Here is a 23,323-nt window from a genome sequence, read left to right on the forward strand (position 1 = left end):
GCGGGATGCCAAAGTGGAGGGTGTGACTGTGTCTCGCACGAAACCAGCTCCGGACGGGACACCCGCCGTACCCGACCTGGCACAGCCCGGAATCGTCGCGTCACTGCGCCATCGCGTCCGCGCCGCGTGTGCGGAAGCCGGGATCCCCGTCGAAGACCGGGCCCGGCTGGTCCTGGCGGTCACCCTCCTCGCCGAACCCGTCCTCGGCACCGGCGGAACGGTCGGCTTCGAAGCCGTGGTGGCCGATGGCGTGCTCACCGTCGGCGTCCGGCTGCCGGAGCCGCTGCCGCGTCTCGACGACCTGCCGCAGCCGGCCGCCGCGTCGGACGGCGGCCGCGTCACCTGGCGCCTGATCGCCGGCGATCGCCCGGTCCCGGCGCCGGCCGACGACGAGCTGGCGACCCGGCAGGAGATGCTCGCGCTGACCACCCGCGCGGACACGCTCGCCCGGGAGGAACGCGCGCTCAGGCACGAGCTGGCCGAGACCAACAGCGGCGTGCTCGCCATGTACGTCGAACTGGAACAACGCGACGAACAGCTCCGCCACGCCCACGCCCGGATCTTCCAAGAACTGGAAGACGCCCTGCGGCCCCCGCCCCCCGCTGTCCCGGGACTGGAATTGGGCGTCTGCTACTCCCCGACCGAACCGGACTCCCCCACCGGCGGCGACCTCTACGACTGGTTCGTCCTACCCGACGGCCACCTGCACGTGACACTGGTCGACGCCGTCGGCCACGGCGTCACCTCGACCCGCGACGCCCTCACCGTCACCCACGCCATCCGCACCCTCGCTCTGGAAGGCCACCCCTTCCGGGACCTGATCGCCCACGCCTCCCAGACCCTCGCCCCGATCGCCCCCACCCTCATGGCGACCGTGCTGCTGGCCCGGATCGACCCCGCCACCGGCGACACCCAGCTCGCCAACGGCGGCCACCCCGAACCCGTCCTCCTCGACACCACAGGCGACACACGGTTCCTCCGCCCACCGGTCGTCGGCCGCGGCGTCGGCTTCCCCGACCCCGGCAGCCCGCGCCTCGTCGACCTGAACCTGACGCCGGGCGCCACGCTGCTGCTCTACACCGACGGGCTCGTCGAATCCCGCAAGGACATCGACGAAGGCCAAGCCCGCCTGCTGGACGTCGCCCGCGCGCACGCCGGCCGCCCGGCGACGGTCCTGCCACGCGAGGTCGTCGCCCGGATGCACGACGTCGTCATCTACGCCGACGACACCGTGCTCCTGGCCATCCACCGACCCGCGGCCGACCGGCAGCGTTGACCGCTACCCGGGGTGCGGGACGAGCAGGGCCAGCATCTCCGGCAGGTCGAAGAAGCGGGCGATGTCGAGCGCGGACCGCGGGCCGAGTGCGGGATCGGCGCCCGCGGCCAGCAAATAGGTGACGCCGCGCTCGGAGCGGCGGAACACCGCCGCTCCGAGCGCGGTCTGGCCCCGGTCGTTGACCCGCGCCGTGTCGGCACCCGCGTCGAGCAGCGCACGCACCGTGTCCGGGTGGTCGTGGTACGCGGCCAGCACGAGCAGGGAGTCGCCGGCCTCGTTGGTGAGGTTCACCGGTACCCCGGCCGCGATCGCCGCCGCCAGCCGTCCGGTGTCGCCGGTGCGGGCGAGGTCGAACAGCGAGCGGAGGTAGCCGAGTTCCTCATCGGTGAGTGCTTCGGTCACGACCGGCCCCTCTCAGGAGATCGACGCGGGGAACCGCTCCCACACGCGGTGGGCCCCGAGCAGTTTCGTCGTCTTCGCCAGCACCGTCGCCGGGTCGTCGTCCAGGACGATCCCCGCTCCCGTGGCGCAGCCGGCGGCCTCGAGCGCGGCCTGCCCGCTGCCCCAGGCCCCGATCGCCTTCGCGTGGCGGAAGCACTCCTGGACGATCAGGACGACGCGGGGATCGACGGCGTCGTCCCCGGCGGGCAGCGCGTCCGCACCCGGCGGCGGGCTCCCCGCGAGCAGCAGGGCGTCGAATTCGACCGAACGCGCGGTGAGGAGGGTGCGCTGGGCGACCAGGCCGCTGTCGGCGTCGAGCGGTCCGCCGGTGGGCGCGATCAGCAACGGCACCATGCCCCCGGCCAGGATGGTCTCGCGGACCGTGCGCACCCCGTCGAGGTCGGCGGGGTCGACCACGATCCCGATGATGCGCCCGTCGGTCGGCCACGTCCCGCCGATCTGGGACAGCGCGGGGCTCGGCGTGACCTTCTTCGGCCGTCCGCCGGTGGTCGGGGCGGGAAGACCGAGGCCCAGCGCCACCTTCTGGCACAGCTCACGGTCCACATTGGCCAGTACGAGCAGCTCGCGTTCCTTGATCGCCTGCTCGTAGCACTTGCCGAGCTCGAAGGTGAACGCCAGCACGACGTGCTGCTTCTCGATCGGTGTAAGGCTCAGCCAGAACAGCCTCGCCTGCGTGTAGTGGTCGGCGAACGACACCGGCGACTGCCGGACCTTCGCCGCCTTCGGCAGCGGCTGGGCGACCTCGATGAACGGCTTGGCCTCGGAGCCGGCCTCGAACGGGTTACCGCCGTCGAGGGAGTTCGGCTTGTACGGGGCGACCCCGCCGTGGATCGCCTGCTGGTGGAAGCCGTCGCGCGTCATGTCGTTGACTGGCACGTGCGGGCGGTTGACGGGGATCTGGTTGAAGTTCGGGCCCGCCAGCCTGGTCAGCTGGGTGTCCAGGTAGGAGAACAGCCGCGCGTGCAGCAGCGGGTCGTCGGTGACGTCGATGCCGGGCACCAGGTTCCCGACGTGGAACGCGGCCTGCTCGGTCTCGGCGAAGTAGTTCGTCGTGTTGCGGTTGAGCGTCAGCATCCCCACCGGCTGCACCGGGGCGAGCTCCTCCGGGACCAGCTTGGTCGGGTCCAGCAGGTCGATGCCCTCGAACGTCTGCCTCGGGGTGTCCGGGAAGATCTGCACGCCCAGCTCCCACTGGGGGAACGCGCCGGACTCGATGGCGTCGGCGAGGTCGCGGCGGTGGAAGTCCGGGTCGACGCCGTTGAGCAGCTGCGCCTCCTCCCAGACCAGGGAGTGCACGCCCAGCTTCGGCTTCCAGTGGAACTTCGCGAGCGCGGACTCCCCGTCGGCGTTGACGAGCCGGAAGGTGTGGACCCCGAAGCCCTCCATCGTCCGGTAGGAGCGGGGAATCGCGCGGTCGGACATCTGCCACAGCACGTGGTGGGTGGCCTCGGTGTGGGTCGAGACGAAGTCCCAGAACGAGTCGTGCGCGCTCTGCGCCTGCGGGATCTCCCGGTCCGGGTGCGGTTTGGCCGCGTGGATGATGTCGGGGAACTTGATCCCGTCCTGGATGAAGAAGACCGGGATGTTGTTGCCCACCAGGTCGAAGTTGCCCTCCTGGGTGTAGAACTTCGTCGCGAACCCGCGGGTGTCGCGCACGGCGTCGGCCGAGCCGCGCGAGCCGACGACCGTGGAGAACCGCACGAACACCGGCGTCTCGACCCCGTCGCCCAGGAAACCGGCCTGGCAGACGTGCGAGGCCGTGCCGTAGCCGACGAACACCCCGTGCGCGCCGTAACCACGCGCGTGCACGACCCGCTCCGGGATGCGCTCGTGGTCGAAGTGCATGACCTTCTCGCGCAGGTGGTGATCCTGCAGCAGCGTCGGGCCGCGCTCGCCCGCCTTCAGGGAATGGTCGGTGTCGGCCAGCCGGGCACCGGCCGTCGTGGTGAGGTATTCGCCCTGCTGCCCCATCGACGATTTCGGGGCGCCGGTCGGCGCGCCCGTCGGGGTCACGGTCTCCGGCGCGTCCTGGTCCGGCTTGGGCGGCAGCGGCTCACGCGGGTCGACCGGTTCTCCGAGGGACGGCGTTCCGCTGCCGGGTGTACCGGGAATCGGGGGGTTCGTCAGCTCGGTGACCTTCTCGACCGCCTTCTCGAGTGCGGTCTTGACGAGCTTGCCGGGGGTCTTGCGGGCCACTTGCGTCCTCCTCGTGGTGGAAAGCTGAGGGATCAGGTACCCGCGAATCCGCCGGATAACCGGCGATGACCCGATCAAGTGCCGAATGGCCTGCCCCGAGCCGGCCGAGTCCACAAGGGACCGTCCGATGTCCCGTGCCACGGTTAACTCGTCGCAGCTGGGGTAACCACCCGGTCCGCCGTAATCAAGTGCCGACGGCCCGCCGTTCCCTGCGAACCTTCTCGCCGATGACCGAGTAACGACCGCCGCAGTGGGTAACCAGGCGAACTCCAGTGAGCGCAGGGAGTCCGCCGCATGCCCGAACCCGAAGACCGCCTTCCCGACGAGGCCCCGCACGACGGGGGTTCCTTCGCCGACGCGGAAGCCGCCGCGGCCGAGCTCAGCACCACGGCTCAGCCGCTGGGCGCGACCGGGGAACCGCTCAACCGCCGGTCCCCGTTCCTGATCGGCATGGCCGGCGCCGCCGGTGTCGCCGTGATCTACGCGCTCGTGCAGATCATCGCCGGGCTCCAGGACGTCCTCGTCCTCATCGGGCTCGCCCTGTTCCTCGCCATCGGCCTCGAACCCGCCGTCGCCTGGCTGACCCGGCACCGCTTCCCCCGCTGGCTCGCCGTCACCACGGTCTTCGTGGTCGGCCTGCTCGCCATCGGCGGGTTCCTCACCGCCGCGATCCCCGTCCTGGTCGAGCAAGCCACCCAGTTCGTCACCAAGGCGCCCGGCTACCTCCACGACGCCCAGAACCACAACACCGCCCTCGGCCGGCTCAACGAACGCTTCCACCTGCAGCAGCAGCTGGAGAGCCTGGTCAGCGGCCCGGGCATCGGCAGCGGGCTGCTCGGTGCCGGTCAAGCCGTGTTCAGCGCCCTGACCAATGTGCTGCTGCTGGTCGTGCTGACCGTCTACTTCCTGGTCGATCTCCCCCGCATCCGCGCCGGCGGCTACCGGCTGATCCCGCACTCCCGGCGGCCGCGGGCCATCCTCATCGGCGACGAGATCTTCACCAAGGTCGGCGGCTACGTCCTCGGCAACCTGGCCATCTCGATCATCGCCGGAGTGCTGACGCTGGTCTGGCTGCTGATCTTCGGCGTCCCCTACGCCGCCCTGCTGGCGATCGCCGTCGCGATCCTCGACCTCATCCCGGTCGTCGGGTCGGTCGTCGGCGGTGTGCTCGTCAGCCTGGTCGCGCTCACCGTGTCCCTGCCCGTCTGCCTGGGCACGATCGGCTTCTTCATCGGCTACCGGCTCGTCGAGGACTACGTCCTGGTGCCGCGGATCATCGGCGGCGCCGTCAAGGTGCCCGCGCTCATCACGGTCGTCGCCGTTATCCTCGGTGGGGCGCTGCTCGGCGTCGTCGGCGCCCTCGTCGCGATCCCGGTCGCGGCGGCGCTCCTGCTCCTCGTCCGGGAAGTCCTCTACCCGCGGCTCGACCGCACCTGACCGGAAGGACCTCCCGCGTGCGCACGTTCACCTGCCCACACTGCGCGAACCTGCTGTTCTTCGAGAACTCGGCCTGCGTGGTGTGCGGCACCGACGTCGGCTACGACCGCGCGACCGCGTCGATGCTCCGCACGACCGGACGCGATCGCTGCGCCAACACCGAACTCGCCGGCTGCAACTGGCTCGCCGAGGGCGGTCCCCTGTGCGGCTGCTGCGAGCTGACCCGGACCCGCCCCGCCGACGAGGACGTCGACGCCCTCGACGCCTTCCGCGCCGCCGAAGCCGCCAAGCGACGGCTGGTCTACCAGCTGGACGACCTCGGCCTGCCCGTGACACCGCGAAGCGCCGATCCCGGGCACGGCCTGGCGTTCGACCTGCTTTCCAGCACCGACCAACCGGTCACCACCGGGCACGCCGGCGGCGTGATCACCATCGACCTCGCCGAAGGCGACGACGGGTTCCGCGAAGGTCTGCGCGCGCGGCTGGCCGAGCCCTACCGCACCCTCCTGGGCCACTTCCGGCACGAAATCGGCCACTGGTACTGGGATCTGCTCATCGCCGACGCGCCCGCCGCGTTCCGGAACCTGTTCGGCGACGAGCGGGCCGACTACCAGCAGGCCCTGGAGCAGCACTACGGAACTGCTCCCGGGACCGGCTGGGCGGAGGACCACGTCAGCCACTACGCGGCCGCGCACCCGTGGGAGGACTGGGCCGAAACCTTCGCGCACCTGCTGCACATCCGCGACACCGTGCAGACCGCCGCGGCGCTCGGCGTCCTCGTCGCCGGCACGCCGATCGCGCCCCACCCCGGCAGCCAGGTCGACGCCGTCCCCGAAGACCGGACCGACGACGTCGACGAGCTGATCGCGACCTGGATCCCGCTGTCGCGCGCGCTCAACCAGCTCAACCGCAGCATGGGCAAGGACGACCTCTACCCGTTCGCGCTCTCGCCGGCGGTGCAGGCGAAGCTCCGGTTCGCCGGCGCGATCGTCACCGCGAACCGGACACCTGCGCGCGGTCAGGACCCGGCGGCCTCCGCGCGCTGAGCCCGCAGCGTGCTTACCGGGGTGCAGTCAGGGATCGCAGCTGGGTGAACGTCTGGCGGAGGGCGTCGCGGAGGTCCAGGTCTTCCGCGGCGTCGACCCAGCGCTGGAACGCGACCCGGTACACCGCCGCGCCGGTTTCGGCGGCCAGGCCGGCCTCGATGTCGCCGACACCCCGGCGGCGAAGCCCGTCGGCGAGCGCGGCCGACATGCGGGCGAGTTTGATCAGCTCCCGCTCCTGGAGTTCGGCGTTCGCCGTGATCACCGCGTGCCGCTTCCGGACGAGCTCGCGGTCGTAACCGATGACGTCGGCCGTGGTTTCCAGCGCGGCCACGACGAGGTCCAGCGGCGAAGCCGTGGCGGGCGCCGCCTCCAGCGCGGCCAGCGCCTTCTCCTCCAGCTCGGCCGCGGCGTCGAAGAGGACTTCGCGCTTGTCGGCGAAGTAGCGGAAGAAGGTGCGGGCCGTCACGCCGGCCCGTTCGGCGATGTCGGCCACCGTGGTCTGCTCGAAGCCGCGTTCGAGGTACAGCGCCAGCGCGGCCTCACGCAACCGGCCACTGGCCCCCGGCTCCCATCGTCCCATGGCGCCCAGCGTAGTACCGCCGCGTCCCGATTCGCGCATCGATGTCACTCGATGACATCGCCGTGCTAGAGTCATGTCATCAGCTGACATCACTACGGAGGAAACCATGCCACCGACCCAGACGTTCATGGTGGTCGCCGTCCTGCGCGACGACACGGACCTCGCGGAATTCGCCGCGCTCCGGAACGACGAAGAGAAACAGCTCGAACTGCTGCGCTCGGCCGGCAGGATCGGCGCCCACTACATCTCCCCCGCCCGGCGGGCCACGTTCGTCGAGGTCATCGCCGACGACGAGAAGCAAGTCGCGGAAACGCTGGCAACCTTGCCTTTCGCCCGGTTCTTCGACGCCGACGTCTACCCGACCGCACCCCCGGACGCCGCGGAGATCGCCTACCGGGCGCGAGCCGCCACCGCGTAACCACCTCGTCCCGATAGGACAGTTGCCGACGAACCCCTTCACCGCAAGGAAATCGTCGTGCGCAGTCGCCTGCCGCGACCTCGGCCGAGCCGGTGCGCGCGCTCACCCCGCGCACCGGCACCGCGCACAACCCCCGGGTCACCCGGCCGCCGACCTAGTTAAGCGTTTAAGCACACGCGTCTCCCGGCTGCAGCCGCATGTCAAGGGGTCTGGCGCCGAACCGACCAGCTTGTCCTGCTCGTTGACAATTCTTGACCGGTACGTGCGACGCTGTTGTACTGGGCGAACCGGTACTTAAGCGGTTGATTCAACGCAGTCCCGTGAAAGGAATCCGTCATGTCCATCCGCAGAGGCAACGGCGCCTCGATCGTCGCCGCCTTGGCCGCGATCGTCGGCGCGAGCTTCGTCATCGCCCAGGGTCCCGCCGCCGCGGCACCGCCGGCGCCCGCCGGCGTCACCAAAGCCGATGTCATCGGCTACCTGAAGAGCCTCACCGGCAACCACGTCCTGTCCGGCCAGCAGGGCGGCGCGAACAGCAACCCCGGCCAGTGGGTGCAGAAGGTGCACGACATCACCGGCCAGTACACCGGCCTCTGGGGTGGCGACTTCGGCTTCAGCCAGAACGACATCGACAACCGGCAGACCGTGATCAACCAGGCGAAGACCGAGTGGAACAACGGCACGCTCGCCTCGTTGACCATGCACGCGTGCCGCCCGGATGTGGCGACCTGCAGCTTCGAAGGTGGCTCAGGCCCGGTCAAGGGCAGCAAGCTCTCGGCCTCGGAGTGGACTCAGATCGTCCAGGACGGGACGTCGCTGAACGCCGCCTACAAGCGCAAGCTCGACCAGCTCGTGCCGTACTTCCAGCAGCTCGAGGACGCCGGCGTCCCGGTCATGTTCCGGCCCCTGCACGAGATGAACGAGGGCTGGGCGTGGTGGGGCGGACAGGCCGGCGCCAACGGCAGCGCCCGGCTCTACCAGATCACCCACGACTACCTCGAATCGCGGGGCCTGGACAACATCATCTGGGTGTGGGCGCTCAAGGACGTGGCCAACGGCGCGTCCCAAGCCCGCAGCTACTACCCCGGTGACAACTACGTCGACGTCATCGGCCTCGACGTCTGGGTGCAGAAGTTCCCCGCCACCGACTGGTACAACGCGCTGTCGGCCATCGCCGGGACCGCCAAACCCCTGGCCCTGGCCGAAGTCGGCAGCGTGCCCCAGCCGGCGCAGATGGCCGCTCAGCCCAAGTGGACGTACTGGAGCGTGTGGCTGGACTGGCTGACCAACCCGGACTACAACTCCACCGCCTCCGTCCAGGCCGGCTACTTCAACGCGCGCACCTACAACCAGGGGGAGATCCACATCCCGTCCGGTGGCGGTCAGCCGACGACGACTCCGCCGCCCGCGTCGCGCACCGGGGCGATCACCGGGGTGGGCGGCAAGTGCGTCGACGTGGCCGCGGCCGGCACGGCCAACGGGACAGCGGTGCAGCTCTACGACTGCAACGGCTCGACCGCCCAGCAGTGGACCGTCGGCACCGACGGCACCATCCGCGCCCTGGGCAAGTGCCTCGACGTCACCGGACAGGGCACCGTCAACGGCGCCACCGTCCAGCTGTGGGACTGCAACGGCTCCGGCGCCCAGCAGTGGGCCGCACAGGCCGATGGTCACCTGCGCAACCCGCAGTCCGGCCGCGACCTCGACGTCCCCGGCGGCAGCACCGCCAACGGCACCCGCCTGCAGATCTGGGACGGCAACACCAACCCCTGGCAGACCTGGCACCTCCCGGCGTAAGGACCAACCGTGACCAGCAACCACAACCGCACGAGGTGTTTCCGGGCCGCCGGGGTGATCGCGTCGACGACACTGGTCGCGGCGACGTCGTTGACGAGCGCCGCACCGGCCGCCACTCCCCTCGCCGCCGCTCTCCCGGCCGGAGTACGCGCGGGAGACGTCACGCAGTGGACGACGCGCGCCGACCAGCGCACCGAGCCCGTCAGCACCGTCATCCCCTCCGTGCAACGGGCAACGGCAGGAACGCCACCTACCCCGGGTACCACCGTCTACGTCGACCCCACCCAGAAGTTCCAGACCGTCAGCGGGTTCGGCGCGTCGATCACGGACTCCGCCGCCGCCAACCTGTACCGGCTCGACGAAACCCAGCGCGCGGCCGTGCTGAAGCGCCTGTTCGACCCCGCCGCGGGCGCGGGCATCAGCTTCCTGCGGCAACCCATCGGCGCCTCCGACTTCGCGGTCGGCTCCGCGTACAGCTACGACGACATGCCCCCGGGTCAGACCGACCCGCACCTCGAGCACTTCTCCATCGCCCACGACGAAAAGCAGATCATCCCCCTGCTGAAACAAGCCAAGGCGCTCAACCCGCAGCTGACCGTCATGGCGTCACCATGGAGCCCGCCGGGCTGGATGAAGACCTCCGGTTCCATGATCGACGGCAAGCTCAAGGACGACCCGGCGATCTACCGGGCCTACGCCGATTACCTCGTCAAGTTCCTGCAGGCCTACCGGGCCGCCGGTGTCGACGTCTCCTACCTGACCATCCAGAACGAACCCCAAGCCCTGCTGCGTCTCGACTACCCGGGCACCGACCTGGGCGTCGGGCAGGCCGCCAAGGTCGTCGACGAACTCGCCCCCGCGATCAAGCGCGCCGGCCTGCCCACCAGGATCCTCGGCTTCGACCACAACTGGGCGCTGCACTGGTACGACGCCGCGGCACTGCAGGCCGCCAACGGCGACCCCGAGGCCGACTACCCCTTCAAGCTCCTGAGCACCGACGCCGCCCGGTCGCTCTACGGCACCGCCTACCACTGCTACTACGGAGACCCCGCCGCGCAGACCGCGCTGAAGGCGTCCTACCCCGGCAAACAGATCTTCATGACCGAATGCGAAGGCCTCGACATCGACCGCGCCATCGGATCGCTGCGCAACTGGGCGAACAGCGTCGTCGCGTGGAACATCGCCTCGACGAGAACCACGGCCCCTACATCGGCGGCTGCAAGACGTGCACCGGCTTGATCACCATCGACTCCAAGACCGGCGCCGTCACCTACAACCCCCGCTACTACCTCATCGGCCAGTTCGCGAAGTTCGTCAAGCCCGGCGCCGTCCGGATCGGCAGCACCGGCCTCGACACGATCGAGGGTCAGCCCCTCGCGGTGCAGTCGGCGGCGTTCCACAACCCCGACGGCAGCACCGCCCTGGTGGTCGACAACACCAGCACCACCGAACCCCAGGTCTTCACGGTGACCGCCGGCCGGCGAACCTTCACCGCCACTCTCGCCCCGTCGAGCACATCCACCTTCACCTGGCGGTAACCGCCGGCGCCGGTCAGGGCCGGGAACGCACCGCTCCGGCGAGAAGCCGCCGCTCGATGTCGGCGGCCGCGTCGGTGCCGTACGTCGTGCGCAGCCGGGCGAGGAATTCCTCGGGGACGAACACGTACTCCTGTCCTCCCGCCGCTTCCAGGGCGAAACTGGCCAACGCCGCACCGATCCGGGCTGCCTGCGCGATCCCGGTCTGCCGGCTCAGCCCGGCCAGGAACCCGGCCCGGAAGGCGTCGCCGACGCCCGTCGGGTCGACGACGGTGTCGGCCGGTACGGCGGGGATCGCCTGGAGCGGCTCCGTTCCCGACTCGATCCGGACGCCGTTTTCGCCGAGCGTGGTGATCCAGCGGCCGACCCGGCGGAGAACGTCGTCGCGGGTCCAGCCGGTGGCCGACAACAGCAGGTCGTGTTCGTACTCGTTGGTGAACAGCAGTTCGGCGCCGTCGACGAGGTCGCGGATCTGCGGACCGGTCAGGCGGGCCAGCTGCTGGGACGGGTCGGCCGCGAAGCGGTAGCCGCGCGTGCGGCAGTCGCGGGTGTGCCGGAGCATCGCGTCGGGGTCGTTGGGGGCGATCAGGACCAGGTCGAGGCCGCCGTGGTGGGCGGCGACGCCGGCGAGATCGATGTCGCGGGCCTCGCTCATCGCCCCGGCGTAGAACGAGGCGATCTGGTTCTGGGACTCGTCGGTGGTGCAGAGGAACCGCGAAGTGTGCCGGGTCGCCGACACGTGCACGGAGGTGGTGTCGACGCCGTGGCTCTCCAGCCAGGCGCGGTAGTCGGCGAAGTCGGGGCCGACCGCGCCCACCAGGATCGGGGTCAGGTCCAGCTGGGCGAGGCCGAAGGCGATGTTCGCGGCGACGCCGCCGCGGTGGATGCGCAGGTCGTCGACCAGGAACGACAGGGACACCCGGTCGAGCCGGTCCGGGACGAGCTGGTCGGTGAACCGGCCCGGGAACACCATCAGGTGGTCGGTGGCGATGGAGCCGGTCACGGCGATGCGCACGGTCACAGTCCCGTCGCCCGGCGCAGGTCCTCGATGCGGTCCGTGCGTTCCCAGGGCAGGTCGAGGTCCGGACGGCCGAAGTGGCCGTAGGCGGCGGTCTGGGCGTACAGCGGCCGCAGCAGGTCCAGCTCGCGGATGATCGCCGCGGGACGCAGGTCGAACACCTCCGCGATGGTCTGCTGGATCTTCGCCGGGTCGACCGTCTCGGTGCCGAACGTCTCGACGAACAGCCCCACCGGCGCGGCTTTGCCGATGGCGTAGGCGACCTGCACCTCCATCCGGGTGGCGAGGCCGGCGGCGACGGCGTTCTTGGCCACCCACCGCATGGCGTACGCCGCGGAGCGGTCGACCTTGGACGGGTCCTTCCCGGAGAACGCGCCGCCACCGTGGCGGGCGAAGCCGCCGTAGGTGTCGACGATGATCTTGCGGCCGGTCAGGCCGGCGTCCCCCATCGGGCCCCCGACGACGAACCGTCCCGTGGGGTTGACCAGGACCCGCAGGCCGGCGTCGTCGAGGCCGAGGTTCCCCGTCACCGGGCCGATGACGTGCTCGCGGACGTCCGCGGCCAGCATCCGGTCCGGATCGATGCCTTCGGCGTGCTGGGCGGAGACGACGACGGTGTCCAGGGTGAGCGGCCGGTCCCCCGCGTAACCGATGGTGACCTGGGTCTTGCCGTCGGGGCGCAGGTAGGGCATGAGCCCGGACTTGCGGACGTCGGTCAGCCGGCGGGCGAGCCGGTGGGCCAGCGCGATCGGCAGCGGCATCAGCTCGGGGGTGTCCGAGCAGGCGTAGCCGAACATCAGGCCCTGGTCGCCGGCGCCCTGGCGGCCGATCTCGTCCTCGGCCGGGGACCCGGTCCCGGCCCGCGACTCGTACGCGGTGTCGACGCCCTGGGCGATGTCGGGCGACTGCGCGCCGATCGCGACGTTGACGCCGCAGGAGTTCCCGTCGAAACCCTTGGCCGAGGAGTCGTAGCCGATCTCGAGGATCACGTCGCGGACGAGGGCCGGGATGTCGGCGTAGGCCTCGGTGGTCACCTCGCCCACCACGTGCACCTGGCCGGTGGTGACGAGGGTTTCGACGGCCACGCGGGAGCGCGGGTCCTCGGTCAGGAGACTGTCGAGGACGGCATCGCTGATCGCGTCGCACATCTTGTCCGGGTGGCCTTCGGTGACCGACTCGGACGTGAACAGCCGTTGCGGCATGGCAGGTCTCCAGCGTGCTCGGGTGGGCAGGTCGTCGTGGAGCGCGGCCCCGGACTCGCTGCCGGCGGCTCGGAAGTACACAGTGGACACACGCGGCAGGCCCGGCGGCCCGAGCGCGGAAACGAGCGCCGGCTCGCCGATTGATCCGGCACGCGAAAGGGGCCGGAGCCACACGGTAAACGCGAGAGGGATCGGCGGTCAATCGCGTCCGCGCCCACGCAGCTTTCGGCCGCATCGACGCCGCCATTTCGCCTAGACGCACCTCGGGAACGGTGATGCACATCACTGCCGCCGACGGAGAAATTGCGTCATTCGGACGACGACAGCCGGTCCGTGCCTGTTCGCCGCGGGTCACCGGGCCGGCCGGGCCCGGGTGAAACGACGAGGAAGAATCGCGGAGTATCCGGATCTTCGCCGTCGAGAACTGACATCACATTGCGCGTGAGCGACGACCTGAACCGACGTACCGGCGCACCCCTGAGCACTAGAGTAACTGCCATACTCTATTTTCGGTTACCGATTCGGCTCATGCTGGCGGAGTGGAACGCGCTGGGGATGGCAGTTCTCCCGCAGCGGTCAAACCGTACCCCGCCGAATCGGAGGAACCCCTTGGACGGCGACATCCAGTCCTATGTGGTCGTGCTCAACGACGAGGAGCAGTACTCGATCTGGCCCGCCGGCCGCGACCTGCCGGCCGGCTGGCGCGGTGCCGGCGTCCGCGGTTCCCAGGCGGACTGCCTGGCCCACATCGGCGAAGCCTGGACCGACATGCGGCCGCTGAGCCTGCGCCGGGCCGTGGACCAAGCCGCTCCGGCCACCCACCAGTGAAGGACAGCGTGCGAGATGGTGCTTGATGAATTCCACGCCCAGGTGGTCGAAGCGCCGGACGCGGTCGCGGTGCAGGACGGGGACCGGCGGCTGACCTACCGGACCCTGGCCGCGCACGCGTCCGCTCTGGCGGCCCGGCTCACCGAACGAGGAGTGGGCCAGGACAGCGTCGTGGCCGTCTACGCCGACCGGTCGGCGGAACTGGTGGTCGCCGAGCTGGCCGTGCTGCTGGCGGGCGCGGCCTTCCTGCCGCTGGACCCGGCCCACCCGGCCGCGCGGATCCGCCAGGTACTGGCGCTCTCCCACGCCGCCGCGGTCCTCAGCACCGAGCCGTTGGTGGCCGGTGGCGCACCGCTCGGCGACGACGTCCTGGTGGTCGACCTGACCGGGGAACCGTCCGGCGCGGCCATCCCGGCACCACCCCGGCTGCCCGGCGCCGCACTGGCGTACGTGATCTACACGTCGGGCTCCACCGGCGAGCCGAAGGGCGTCGCGGTGACCCACGCGGGCCTGGCCACCCTGATGCGCTGGCACCACCGCACGTACCGGACGCGGCGGAGCGACCGGTCCACCCTGCTGGCCAGTCCCGGGTTCGACGTCTCGGTCCAGGACATCTGGTTCACCCTGACCGCCGGCGCCGCGCTGGTGATACCGCCCGCCGAGGTCCGCACGTCGCCGCCCGACCTCGCCGCCTGGCTCGCCGACGAACAGATCACGGTGACCTTCCTGCCCACGCCGCTGGCCGAGGCCATCCTCGACGAGACCTGGCCCGCGCACACCGCGCTCCGGTTCCTGCACACCGGCGGCTCGGCGATGCAGCGCGGGGTGCCGGCCGGATTGCCGTTCCCCGTCGTCAACCTCTACGGGCCCACCGAGGCCACGGTGAAGGTGACGGCCTGCGAGGTGCTTCCCGGCGGGCCCGTGCCGCCGCCGATCGGCGTGCCCGTCGACGGCGTGCGCTGCTACGTGCTCGACGGGCTCGACCCGGTGCCCGACGGCGAGGCCGGCGAGATGTGCCTGGCCGGCGACTGCGTGGCGCGCGGCTACCTGGGCGACCCGGCGGCCACGGCAGCCGTGTTCGTGCCGGACATCACCGTTCCCGGGCAGCGGATGTACCGCACCGGCGACAAGGTCCGCCGCCGGCCGGACGGGGTGTTCGAGTACATCGGCCGGTACGACGACCAGGCCAAGATCCGCGGGTTCCGGATCGAACCCGGCGAGATCGCCACGGTGCTCAAGCAGCACCCGGGCGTCCGGGACGCCTTCGTGGCCGTCGAACGCTCCGGCCGCCCGGACGCGCGCCTGGTCGCCTACGTCGTCTCCCCCGTCGCGCCCGCCGAGCTGGTCGGGTTCGTCGCGGACCGGCTGCCCGCGTACATGGTGCCCGCCGCGATCGTTGCGCTGCCCTCGCTGCCCCTGACCCCCAACGGCAAGGTCGACCGGCAAGCGCTGCCGGCGCCCGACCGCGCCGCGGCCGGCTTGGCCGACGACGTCGTGGCGCCCCGCACCGCGACCGAGATCGCGGTGGCCGGGATCGTGGCCGGGTTGCTCGGCATCACCGAGATCGGTGTGGACGACGACTTCTTCGCACTGGGCGGGAACTCGCTGCTCGTCGGCAAGCTGGCGGTCCCGCTCGCGACCGAGCTGAACGCCGCGGTGAGCGTGGCGGAGCTGTTCGAAGCCCGGACCGTGGCCGGCCTCGCCGCCATCGTCGACGAGCGGGCGGCCGCGGCCGACGGGCAGGAACCCGTCTCCCCGCTGATCGCGCCGATCCCGCCGCCGCTGCGCCGCGTCCCCCGGGATCAGCCCATTCCGCTTTCCCTGCCGCAGGAACGGGTCTGGTTCTTCGAGCAGCTCTCCCCCGGCAACCTGGCCTACAACTTCCAGTCGACGGTGTCGATGCAGGGCACGGTGAACGTCGACGCCCTGCGCGCCGCGCTGAACGAGATCGTGCGGCGGCACGAGATCCTGCGGACGGCGTTCGTCTCGATCGACGGCGTCGGCCACCAGCGTCCCGTGGCGGCGGCCGAGGCGCCGTTCAAGGTGCTCGACGTCCCGGCCGCGGAGGCCGACGACGTCGTCGCCGCGGAACTGCGCCGGCCGTTCGACCTCACCCGGCCACCGCCCGCTCGCTGGGTGCTGCTGCGTCACGAGAACGAGCAGAACACCTTCCTGCACGTGGAACACCACTTCGTCCACGACGGCTGGTCACTCTCGATGTTCCTGTCCGAGCTGCGTGTCCTCTACCCGGCCTTCGCGGCCGGAGAGCCCTCGCCGCTGCCCGAACTGGCCGTCCAGTACGCGGACTACGCGCACTGGCAACGGAACTGGATGCGCGGCGACGTGCTCCGCGCGCACGTCGACCACTGGACCGCCCGGCTGGCCGGCGCGCCGGACACCCTCGAGCTGCCCACCGACCACCCGCGGCCGCCGGTGATGAGCTTCCGCGGCCGGGCGCCGCGGATCCTGCTCCCGGCCGAGCTGTCGCGGTCGTTGCGCGCCTTCAGCCGGCAGCACCGGGTTTCGCTGTTCGCCACCATGTACGCGGGCTTCGCGGCGTTGCTGTACCACTACACCGGACAGCGGGACATGCTCGTCGGGACCGGCGCCGCGAACCGGAACGTGCCCGAACTGGAGCCGTTGCTCGGCATGCTCGTCAACACCCTGGTCCTGCGCACGAAGGTGGCGCCCGACCAGCCGTTCGCCGACCTGCTCGAGCAGGTGCGCCGGGGTGTGGCCGAGACGCTGGCGTGGTCGGACACCCCGGTCGACGCGGTGATCGACGCGATCGACCCGGCCCGCGACCCGTCCCGCACCCCGCTGTTCCAGGTCATGTTCAGCTTCCACGACTCCGCGGTGCCGGACATCGACTTCGGCGGGCTCACCGGCCGGGTCACCGAACGCTCGAACCGCACGGCCAAGTCCGACCTCAACGTGATCGTGATCCCCCGCGCCGAGCAGCGCCTCGGCCGGGCGCCCAGCCCCGAGGACGACGACATCTCGATCATCTGGGAGCACTCGTCGGACCTGTTCGACGAGTCCACCATGACGCGGATGATCTCGCACTATCTGACCCTGCTCGCCGACGCGGTGGCCAGGCCGGACACCCGGGTGGGCGCGCTGCGCCTGCTCGAGGAGGCGGAGGCCGGGCAGCTCGACGGCTGGGCCCGCGGGCCGGTGCCGGCCGGCACCTTGCCGGTCACCGAGCTGATCGAGCGGCAGGTGCGGACGCGGCCGGGTGCGGCGGCGGTGAGCTGGCCGGAGGGGCAGCTCACCTACGGCGAACTGTGGCGGCGCGCCGGCACGCTGGCCGGCGAGCTCCGGGAAGCCGGCCTCGCCGCCGAGGAACCGGTGGCGGTGTGCGCCGACCGCTCGGTCGAGCTGGTGATCGGCGAGCTCGCGGTGCTCCTGGCCGGCGGGTGCTACCTGCCCGTCGACCCGGGCTACCCGGCGGAGCGGATCACCTTCATGCTGCAGGACGCCGGCGTGCGGAAAGCCGTTGCCACGCCGGACATGCACGGGCGGCTGCCGTCGTCCTCCGGCAGCTTCCGGGTCTTCGACCTGAGCGCTCGCACCGGCCCGACCCCGGCCGGCAGCGCCCCGGCCGCCGGCCCGGTGACCCCGGACCGGCTGGCCTACCTCATCTACACGTCGGGATCGACCGGCCGGCCCAAGGGCGTGGCCCTCCCCCACCGGGGACTGGCGAACCTGGTCGGCTGGCACAAGCGCGAGTACGACCTGGGTCCGGCGGACCGGACCGCGCTGTTCGCGAGCCCCGGGTTCGACGCGTCGACGTGGGAGATCTGGCCCACCCTGGCGGTGGGGGCCATGCTCTGCGTCGTCCCGCCGAAGCTGCGGGCGGCGCCGGCGGAACTGGTGCGCTGGCTCGCCGAAGAGCGGATCACCGTGGCGTTCCTGCCCACACCGGTCGCCGCGGCCGTGCTCACCGAGCCGTGGCCCGCCGGCACCGCGTTGCGGGCCCTGCTGACCGGTGGCGACGCGTTGCCCGCCGCGCCTCCGGAAGGCCTGCCCTTCCGGCTGTACAACCACTACGGGCCGACCGAGAACACCGTGGTGGCCACGGCGGGCCTGGTCCCGCCGGGGCCGGCCGGACCGCGGCCGCCGATCGGGCGGCCCATCGCCGGCGTCGAGGCCCACGTGCTGGACGCCGAGGGCCGGCCGGTGCCGACCGGGGTCCGGGGCGAGCTCCACCTCGGCGGCACGGCGGTGGCCCGCGGCTACGTCAACCGCCCGGAGCTGACCGCGGCGAGCTTCCCCGCCGATCCGTTCGCCTCCCGGCCGGGCGCCCGCCTGTACCGCACCGGCGACCTGGTCCGCTGGCTGCCCGACGGGCAGCTGGAGTTCCTCGGCCGGGTCGACGAGCAGGTGAAGATCCGGGGGTTCCGGATCGAGCCCGAAGAGGTGGCGGCCACGCTCCGGGAGCACCCGGACGTGCGGGACGCCGCGGTCGTCGTCCGAGCGCTCACCGAGGGGGCCGACGCCTCGCTCGTGGCCTACGCCTGCCGCGACGGCCGGTCCGGAACCGCGTCCGACGAAGAACTGCTGGCCTTCCTGCGAGACCGGCTGCCCGCGTACATGGTGCCGGCCGACGTCGTGGTGCTCCCCGCCCTGCCGCTCACCGAACACGGCAAGGTGGACCACGGGGCGCTGGCCGAGCTCGCGCCGAGCACTCCGGCCGTCCCCGAGGCGGAGCAGGTCCCGCGGACGCCGACGGAAGAACGCGTCGCGCAGCTCGCGTCGGCGTTGCTCCGCGACCGGCCGGTGGGCCGCGAGGACGACTTCTTCCGCGTGGGCGGCCACTCGATGCTGGCGGCCCGGCTGGTGACCCAGGTCAACGACGCGTTCGGGGTCGAGGTGCCGATCGCGCGGTTCCTCCAGCGCCCCACCGTGGCGAGCCTGGCGGACGCCGTCGCGGTGGCGGCGGCCGGACCGGCGCCGGGTTCCGGCCCGATCCGGCCGGTCACCCGCCGCTCGGCCACGCGGCTGCTGTCCGAGCTCGACCGGCTCACCGACGAGGAGGTCGCGTCGCTCCTGCTCGACGCGGAAGGAACTGCCGAGGGGACCGGGGTGCAGCAGTGAGCACGACCATCGAACCGGAGACCGGGGACCGGCGGGCCCGGCTCGCCGCCCTGCTCCAGCAACGGTCCGAAGAGGACAGCCGGACGCCGCTCTCCTACGCGCAACGGCGGTTGTGGTTCCTCGACCAGCTGCAGCCGGGCAGTGCGGTGTACAACGTCCCGCTCGGTTACGACATCACCGGTCCGGTGCACGTCGCAGCGCTCGAACAGGCGCTGACCGAAGTCGTGCGGCGGCACGAAATCCTGCGCACCGCCTTCCGGTCGGCCGGCGGGACACCCCACCAGGTGGTCCTGCCGCCCGGCCCGGTGTCCGTCCCCGTCGTCGACCTGACCGCGCCCGGCCGGTCGGCCGGCGAGGTGACGCGGCTCGCGGACGAGGAGGCCGGCACGCCGTTCGACCTGGTGGCCGGCCGGGTCCTCCGGGCCCGCCTGCTGCGTCTGGCCGACGAGCGGCACCGGCTGCTGATCACCGTGCACCACCTCGCCTGCGACGCCCCGTCGGTCGGCGTGCTGGGCCGGGAGATCGAAGCGCGGTACCGGGCCGCGCTGGCCGGCCACGACCGGCCGGCGGCCGACCTGCCCGCGCAGTACGCCGATTTCGCCGAATGGCAGCAGAGCACGCTGGCCGGGCCCGAGCTCGACCGGCTGCTGGGCTACTGGACGGACCGGCTCGCCGGCATGCCCACGCGGCACCTGCCCACCGACCACCCCCGCCCGCCGGTGCAGACCTTCCGTGGCTCCGCGCTCTCGTTCGAGCTGCCGGCCGACGCGGTCCGGCGGCTGGAGGAGCTGGGCCAGGCGGAAGGCGCCACGCTCTTCAGCGTCCTGCTCGCGGCCTTCGCGGTGCTGCTGCGGGCCCAGTCCGGCGAGGACGAGGTCGTGGTCGGCACCCCGGTCTCCGGGCGGGAACGGCCCGAACTGGCCGGGCTGATCGGGTTCTTCACCAACACCCTGGTGCTCCGCTGCGACGTCGCGTCGCGCCCGACGTTCCGGGAGCTGGTCCAGCGGCTGTGGACCGAGGTCAAGGGCGCGCTGGCCCATCAGGACCTGCCGTTCGAGAGGCTCGTCGAACAGCTGCACCCCGACCGCGACCTCGCCCAGAACCCGTTGTTCCAGGTGCTGTTCAGCTACCGGTACGAAGAAGAGGGGGCGGGACTGCGCCTGGACGGCTGCGAGGTGAGCCCGGTGCTGGGCGACACCGGCACGGCGCGGTTCGACCTCACGCTGAGCCTCGCGCGCACTCCCGCCGGCCTGACCGGCCGGCTGGAGTACAACACGGACCTGTTCGAGGCCGCGACGGCCGAGCGGATCGCCGAGCGGTACGTCAGCGTCGTGACCGCCGCCGCGCAGGCCCCGGACCGGCCCGTCGACGAGCTGGCGGTGCTGCCGCCGGCCGAGCTGGCCACCCTGGCCGGCTGGCAGGCCGGGACCCGGACCGGGATCGACGACGTCCTCGTGCACCAGGTGCTGGCGGAGCAGGCGGCCGCGACGCCCGACGACGTCGCCGTGGTCGCCGCCGACGCCACCCTGACCCACCGCGAGCTCGACCGGCTCGCCGAGCGGGTCGCCGCGGACCTGCGCCGGCTCGGCGTGGCGCCGGACGAGCCGGTCGGCGTCCACCTCGGCCGGACCTCCACGCTGGTGGTCACCCTGCTGGGGATCCTCAAGGCGGGCGCGGCGTACCTGCCGCTGGATCCCGGCTACCCGCGGGACCGGCTGGCGTTCATGATCGGCGACGCCGGCGTGCGGCTGGTCGTGGCGGACCCGGGGACGGCCGCCTCCGCCCGGCGGCTCGGCGCCGAGCAGGTGCTGGTGCCCGACCTGACCGGGGCACCGGACACCGAGCCGGCCGCTCCGCCGGTGACCACCCCCGACAACCTGGCGTACGTGATCTACACGTCCGGCTCCACCGGGCGGCCCAAGGGCGTCATGGTCACCCACCGCAACGTGGTCAACCTCTTCGCCGGGATGAACGAGGTCTTCGGGGCCGACGAACCCGGCACCTGGCTCGCGGTGACGAGCGTTTCCTTCGACATCTCCGTCGTCGAGCTGCTGTGGGCGCTGACGCGCGGCCACCGCGTCGTGCTGCGCGGCGAGCCACCCCTCCCCTCGGCCGCGGCGGAATCGGCCACGGCCGCCACGGCCCGCGCGCGCCACATCGACTTCAGCCTGTTCTACTTCGGCAGCGACTCGGAGGCCAACGCCGGTGATCGCTACCGCCTGCTCCTGGAGGGCGCGAAGTTCGCCGACCGCAACGGCTTCACGGCGGTCTGGACCCCCGAACGCCACTTCCACCAGTTCGGCGGGCTGTACCCGAACCCCTCGGTGATGGCCGCGGCCGTCGCCGCGATCACCGAGCGGGTGCAGGTCCGCGCGGGCAGCGTGGTGCTGCCGTTGCACGACCCGGTGCGGGTGGCCGAGGAATGGTCCGTCGTGGACAACCTTTCGGCCGGCCGGGTGGGGGTTTCGCTCGCTTCTGGCTGGCACGCCAACGACTTCGCGCTCGCCCCGGACCGGTTCGAGAAGCGCAAGCAGCTGATGATCGACGGGCTCGCGGAGGTCCGGCAGCTGTGGAGTGGCGGGAAGGTGCCGCGGCGCAACGGCGCCGGCGCCGAGATCGAGGTCGGGGTGTTCCCCCGGCCCGTCCAGCCGGAGCTGCCGGTGTGGCTGACCAGCGCCCGTCATCCGGAGACCTTCCGGATGGCCGGCGAGGCCGGCACCGGGGTGCTCACCCACCTCCTCGGGCACAGCCTGGAGGAGCTGAGCGAAAAGATCGCGCTGTACCGCAAGAGCTGGCGCGAGCACGGGCACGGCCCCGGCGACGGCCACGTGGCGGTCATGGTCCACACCTTCGTCGGCCAGGACCTCGACGAGGTGCGGGAGCTGGTCCGGGAGCCGATGAGCCGGTACCTGGAGACCTCCTTCGACCTGATCGCCTCGCTCGGCGCCACCACCGGCAGCGCCGAGGAGTTCAAGGCGTTGCCCCCCGAGGACCTGCGGGAGCTGGTCGACCGGGCCTTCGACCGGTTCTTCGCCACCGCCAGCCTGCTCGGCACCCCGCAGGTCTGCGCCGACACGGTGGACCGGATGAAGGCCGCCGGCGTCGACGAGGTCGCCTGCCTGATCGACTTCGGCGTCGACGAGCAGGCGACGCTCGACGCCCTGGCGCACCTGACGACGGTCCGGGAGATCACCGGCGAGCGCCGGGAAGCCGCGCTCGCCGAACCCGAAGCGCCGATCGCCGACCAGCTGCGCGAGCACGCGGTGACGCACCTGCAGTGCACACCGTCCCTGGCCCGTGCCTTGCTCGCGGACCAGGACGCGCGAGCCGAGCTGCCCCGGCTCAGCCGGCTGCTGGTCGGCGGCGAGGCGCTGCCCACCGACCTGGCCGGCGAGCTCGCCGGCGCCGTCGGCGGCACGGTGCACAACATGTACGGACCGACCGAGGCCGCGGTCTGGGCGACGACGTCCCGGATCCGGCCCGGGGCCGGCCCGGTGCGCATCGGGCGGCCGCTGGCGAACGTCCAGGCCTACGTGGTCGACCGCGAGACGCGGCCGTGCCCGGCGGGCGTCCCCGGAGAGCTGCTGCTCGGCGGCAGCGGTGTGGTGCGGGGGTACCTCGGCCGCACGGAGGTGACCGCCGAACGCTTCCAGCCCGATCCGTTCGCCACCGAGCCGGGCGCCCGGGTCTACCGGACGGGCGACCTGGCCCGCTGGGCTCCGGGCGGCGAGCTCGAGTTCCTGGGCCGGGTCGACGACCAGGTGAAGCTGCACGGTCACCGGATCGAGCTCGGCGAGATCGAGACCGCGCTCGCCGGGCACGCCGGCGTCGCTTCGGCGGTCGCGGTCATCCGGGGCGTCGGCGCGGAGCAACGGATCGTCGGCTACTACGTCCCGGCCACCGGCCGGCCGACCACCGCGGCCGAGTTGCGGGCCTTCCTCGCCACGCGGTTGCCCGGCTACATGGTGCCCAGCGCGTTCCACCCGATCGACGCGGTGCCGTTGACCCCGAACGGCAAGGTCGATCGCCGGGCGCTGCCCGAGCTGTCGGCCGCGCGGCCCGACGGACCCACGGCGTACGCGCCGCCGGCGAACGCGACCGAGCGGCTGGTCGCCGACGTGTGGCGGGAAGTGCTCGGCGTCGACCGGGTGGGCGTGGACGACAGCTTCTTCGAGCTCGGCGGCAACTCGCTGCTCGTGGTGGTGGCCCGGGCCCGGTTGCTCGAACACCGGGAAAGCGATCTCTCACTCGTGGACATGTTCCGGTACCCGTCCGCGCGGGCACTGGCTGAGGCCATCGACCGCAAGCCCGCCGGAGGGGCCGACGAGGCGGTCGGCGCCGGGGCCGCCCGGGCCGCCGCGCGCCGCGCCGCCGGCCAGACCGCCAAGCGGCGCAACGGAAAGGCGGGAACGTGAGCGTGCCTGCGAG

The 23,323-nt window shown here is 72.0% G+C and carries 15 protein-coding genes; 10 read left to right on the forward strand and 5 right to left on the reverse strand.

What is annotated here, in order from left to right:
- Window positions 1-22: 22 nt before the first annotated feature.
- Window positions 23-1,276, forward strand: coding sequence for a PP2C family protein-serine/threonine phosphatase (locus tag MUY22_RS40000; protein WP_247052371.1), 1,254 nt, complete (start codon window positions 23-25; stop codon window positions 1,274-1,276).
- Between the two features lie 3 nt (window positions 1,277-1,279).
- On the opposite strand, the gene MUY22_RS40005 is transcribed toward MUY22_RS40000, so the two are convergent.
- Together MUY22_RS40005 and MUY22_RS40010 are read right to left on the reverse strand one after the other, a co-directional pair.
- On the reverse strand, window positions 1,280-1,678 hold the full coding sequence (locus tag MUY22_RS40005; RefSeq protein WP_247052372.1) for an ankyrin repeat domain-containing protein: 399 nt from the start codon (window positions 1,676-1,678) through the stop codon (window positions 1,280-1,282).
- Window positions 1,679-1,690: 12 nt separating this feature from the next.
- Window positions 1,691-3,934, reverse strand: a complete 2,244-nt coding sequence (locus MUY22_RS40010; RefSeq protein WP_247052373.1) for a catalase — start codon at window positions 3,932-3,934, stop codon at window positions 1,691-1,693.
- 294 nt (window positions 3,935-4,228) lie between these two features.
- Between MUY22_RS40010 and MUY22_RS40015 the strand changes: the two genes are divergently transcribed.
- Both MUY22_RS40015 and MUY22_RS40020 read left to right on the forward strand, forming a co-directional pair.
- Window positions 4,229-5,371 (forward strand): AI-2E family transporter, encoded by a 1,143-nt coding sequence (locus MUY22_RS40015; protein ID WP_247052374.1) that lies wholly within the window; start codon window positions 4,229-4,231, stop codon window positions 5,369-5,371.
- Window positions 5,372-5,388: 17 nt separating this feature from the next.
- The gene (locus MUY22_RS40020; RefSeq protein ID WP_247052375.1) at window positions 5,389-6,417 is read left to right on the forward strand and encodes a putative zinc-binding metallopeptidase; all 1,029 of its coding nucleotides are present in this window, start codon (window positions 5,389-5,391) and stop codon (window positions 6,415-6,417) included.
- A gap of 13 nt (window positions 6,418-6,430) precedes the next feature.
- Here the strand turns inward: MUY22_RS40020 and MUY22_RS40025 are convergent, their stop codons facing one another.
- A complete protein-coding gene (locus tag MUY22_RS40025) occupies window positions 6,431-6,997 on the reverse strand; it encodes a TetR family transcriptional regulator (RefSeq protein WP_247052376.1) in 567 nt (188 codons plus the stop codon).
- Between the two features lie 106 nt (window positions 6,998-7,103).
- Between MUY22_RS40025 and MUY22_RS40030 the strand changes: the two genes are divergently transcribed.
- The 4 genes from MUY22_RS40030 to MUY22_RS40045 all read left to right on the forward strand — a co-directional run bounded on the left by MUY22_RS40030 (window position 7,104) and on the right by MUY22_RS40045 (window position 10,750).
- Window positions 7,104-7,415: a muconolactone Delta-isomerase family protein gene (locus MUY22_RS40030; protein WP_247052377.1), complete on the forward strand. Its 312-nt coding sequence runs from the start codon at window positions 7,104-7,106 to the stop codon at window positions 7,413-7,415.
- Between the two features lie 336 nt (window positions 7,416-7,751).
- On the forward strand, window positions 7,752-9,212 hold the full coding sequence (locus MUY22_RS40035) for a glycosyl hydrolase (protein WP_247052378.1): 1,461 nt from the start codon (window positions 7,752-7,754) through the stop codon (window positions 9,210-9,212).
- A gap of 9 nt (window positions 9,213-9,221) precedes the next feature.
- Window positions 9,222-10,451: a glycoside hydrolase gene (locus MUY22_RS40040; RefSeq protein ID WP_247052379.1), complete on the forward strand. Its 1,230-nt coding sequence runs from the start codon at window positions 9,222-9,224 to the stop codon at window positions 10,449-10,451.
- Window positions 10,385-10,750: a glycoside hydrolase family 30 beta sandwich domain-containing protein gene (locus MUY22_RS40045; RefSeq protein ID WP_247052380.1), complete on the forward strand. Its 366-nt coding sequence runs from the start codon at window positions 10,385-10,387 to the stop codon at window positions 10,748-10,750. Before MUY22_RS40040 ends, MUY22_RS40045 begins: the two co-directional genes overlap by 67 nt.
- A 13-nt stretch (window positions 10,751-10,763) precedes the next feature.
- On the opposite strand, the gene MUY22_RS40050 is transcribed toward MUY22_RS40045, so the two are convergent.
- Both MUY22_RS40050 and metK read right to left on the reverse strand, forming a co-directional pair.
- Window positions 10,764-11,762: a carbohydrate kinase family protein gene (locus tag MUY22_RS40050; protein WP_247052381.1), complete on the reverse strand. Its 999-nt coding sequence runs from the start codon at window positions 11,760-11,762 to the stop codon at window positions 10,764-10,766.
- Between the two features lie 2 nt (window positions 11,763-11,764).
- Window positions 11,765-12,967: a methionine adenosyltransferase gene (gene metK, locus MUY22_RS40055; RefSeq protein WP_247052382.1), complete on the reverse strand. Its 1,203-nt coding sequence runs from the start codon at window positions 12,965-12,967 to the stop codon at window positions 11,765-11,767.
- A gap of 609 nt (window positions 12,968-13,576) precedes the next feature.
- On the opposite strand from metK, the gene MUY22_RS40060 reads away from it, so the two are divergent.
- Genes MUY22_RS40060 through MUY22_RS40070 form a run of 3 tightly spaced genes read left to right on the forward strand, consistent with a single transcriptional unit; the run spans window position 13,577 to window position 23,310 of the window.
- Complete coding sequence (locus MUY22_RS40060) at window positions 13,577-13,795, forward strand: MbtH family NRPS accessory protein (RefSeq protein WP_247052383.1); 219 nt, start codon at window positions 13,577-13,579, stop codon at window positions 13,793-13,795.
- Between the two features lie 15 nt (window positions 13,796-13,810).
- Window positions 13,811-18,895, forward strand: a complete 5,085-nt coding sequence (locus tag MUY22_RS40065) for a non-ribosomal peptide synthetase (protein WP_247052384.1) — start codon at window positions 13,811-13,813, stop codon at window positions 18,893-18,895.
- Window positions 18,892-23,310, forward strand: coding sequence for a MupA/Atu3671 family FMN-dependent luciferase-like monooxygenase (locus tag MUY22_RS40070; RefSeq protein WP_247052385.1), 4,419 nt, complete (start codon window positions 18,892-18,894; stop codon window positions 23,308-23,310). The genes MUY22_RS40065 and MUY22_RS40070 overlap by 4 nt, the downstream gene beginning before the upstream one ends.
- Window positions 23,311-23,323: the final 13 nt, after the last annotated feature.

It is taken from the genome of Amycolatopsis sp. WQ 127309 (assembly GCF_023023025.1).
Classification (GTDB): Bacteria; Actinomycetota; Actinomycetes; order Mycobacteriales; family Pseudonocardiaceae; genus Amycolatopsis.

Coding starts and splice junctions, on each gene's coding strand:
- MUY22_RS40035 (WP_247052378.1), top strand. CDS start 7,752: ATGTCCATCCGCAGAGGCAACGGCGCCTCGATCGTCGCCGCCTTGGCC.
- MUY22_RS40015 (WP_247052374.1), top strand. CDS start 4,229: ATGCCCGAACCCGAAGACCGCCTTCCCGACGAGGCCCCGCACGACGGG.
- MUY22_RS40025 (WP_247052376.1), bottom strand. CDS start 6,997: ATGGGACGATGGGAGCCGGGGGCCAGTGGCCGGTTGCGTGAGGCCGCG.
- MUY22_RS40065 (WP_247052384.1), top strand. CDS start 13,811: ATGGTGCTTGATGAATTCCACGCCCAGGTGGTCGAAGCGCCGGACGCG.
- metK (WP_247052382.1), bottom strand. CDS start 12,967: ATGCCGCAACGGCTGTTCACGTCCGAGTCGGTCACCGAAGGCCACCCG.
- MUY22_RS40030 (WP_247052377.1), top strand. CDS start 7,104: ATGCCACCGACCCAGACGTTCATGGTGGTCGCCGTCCTGCGCGACGAC.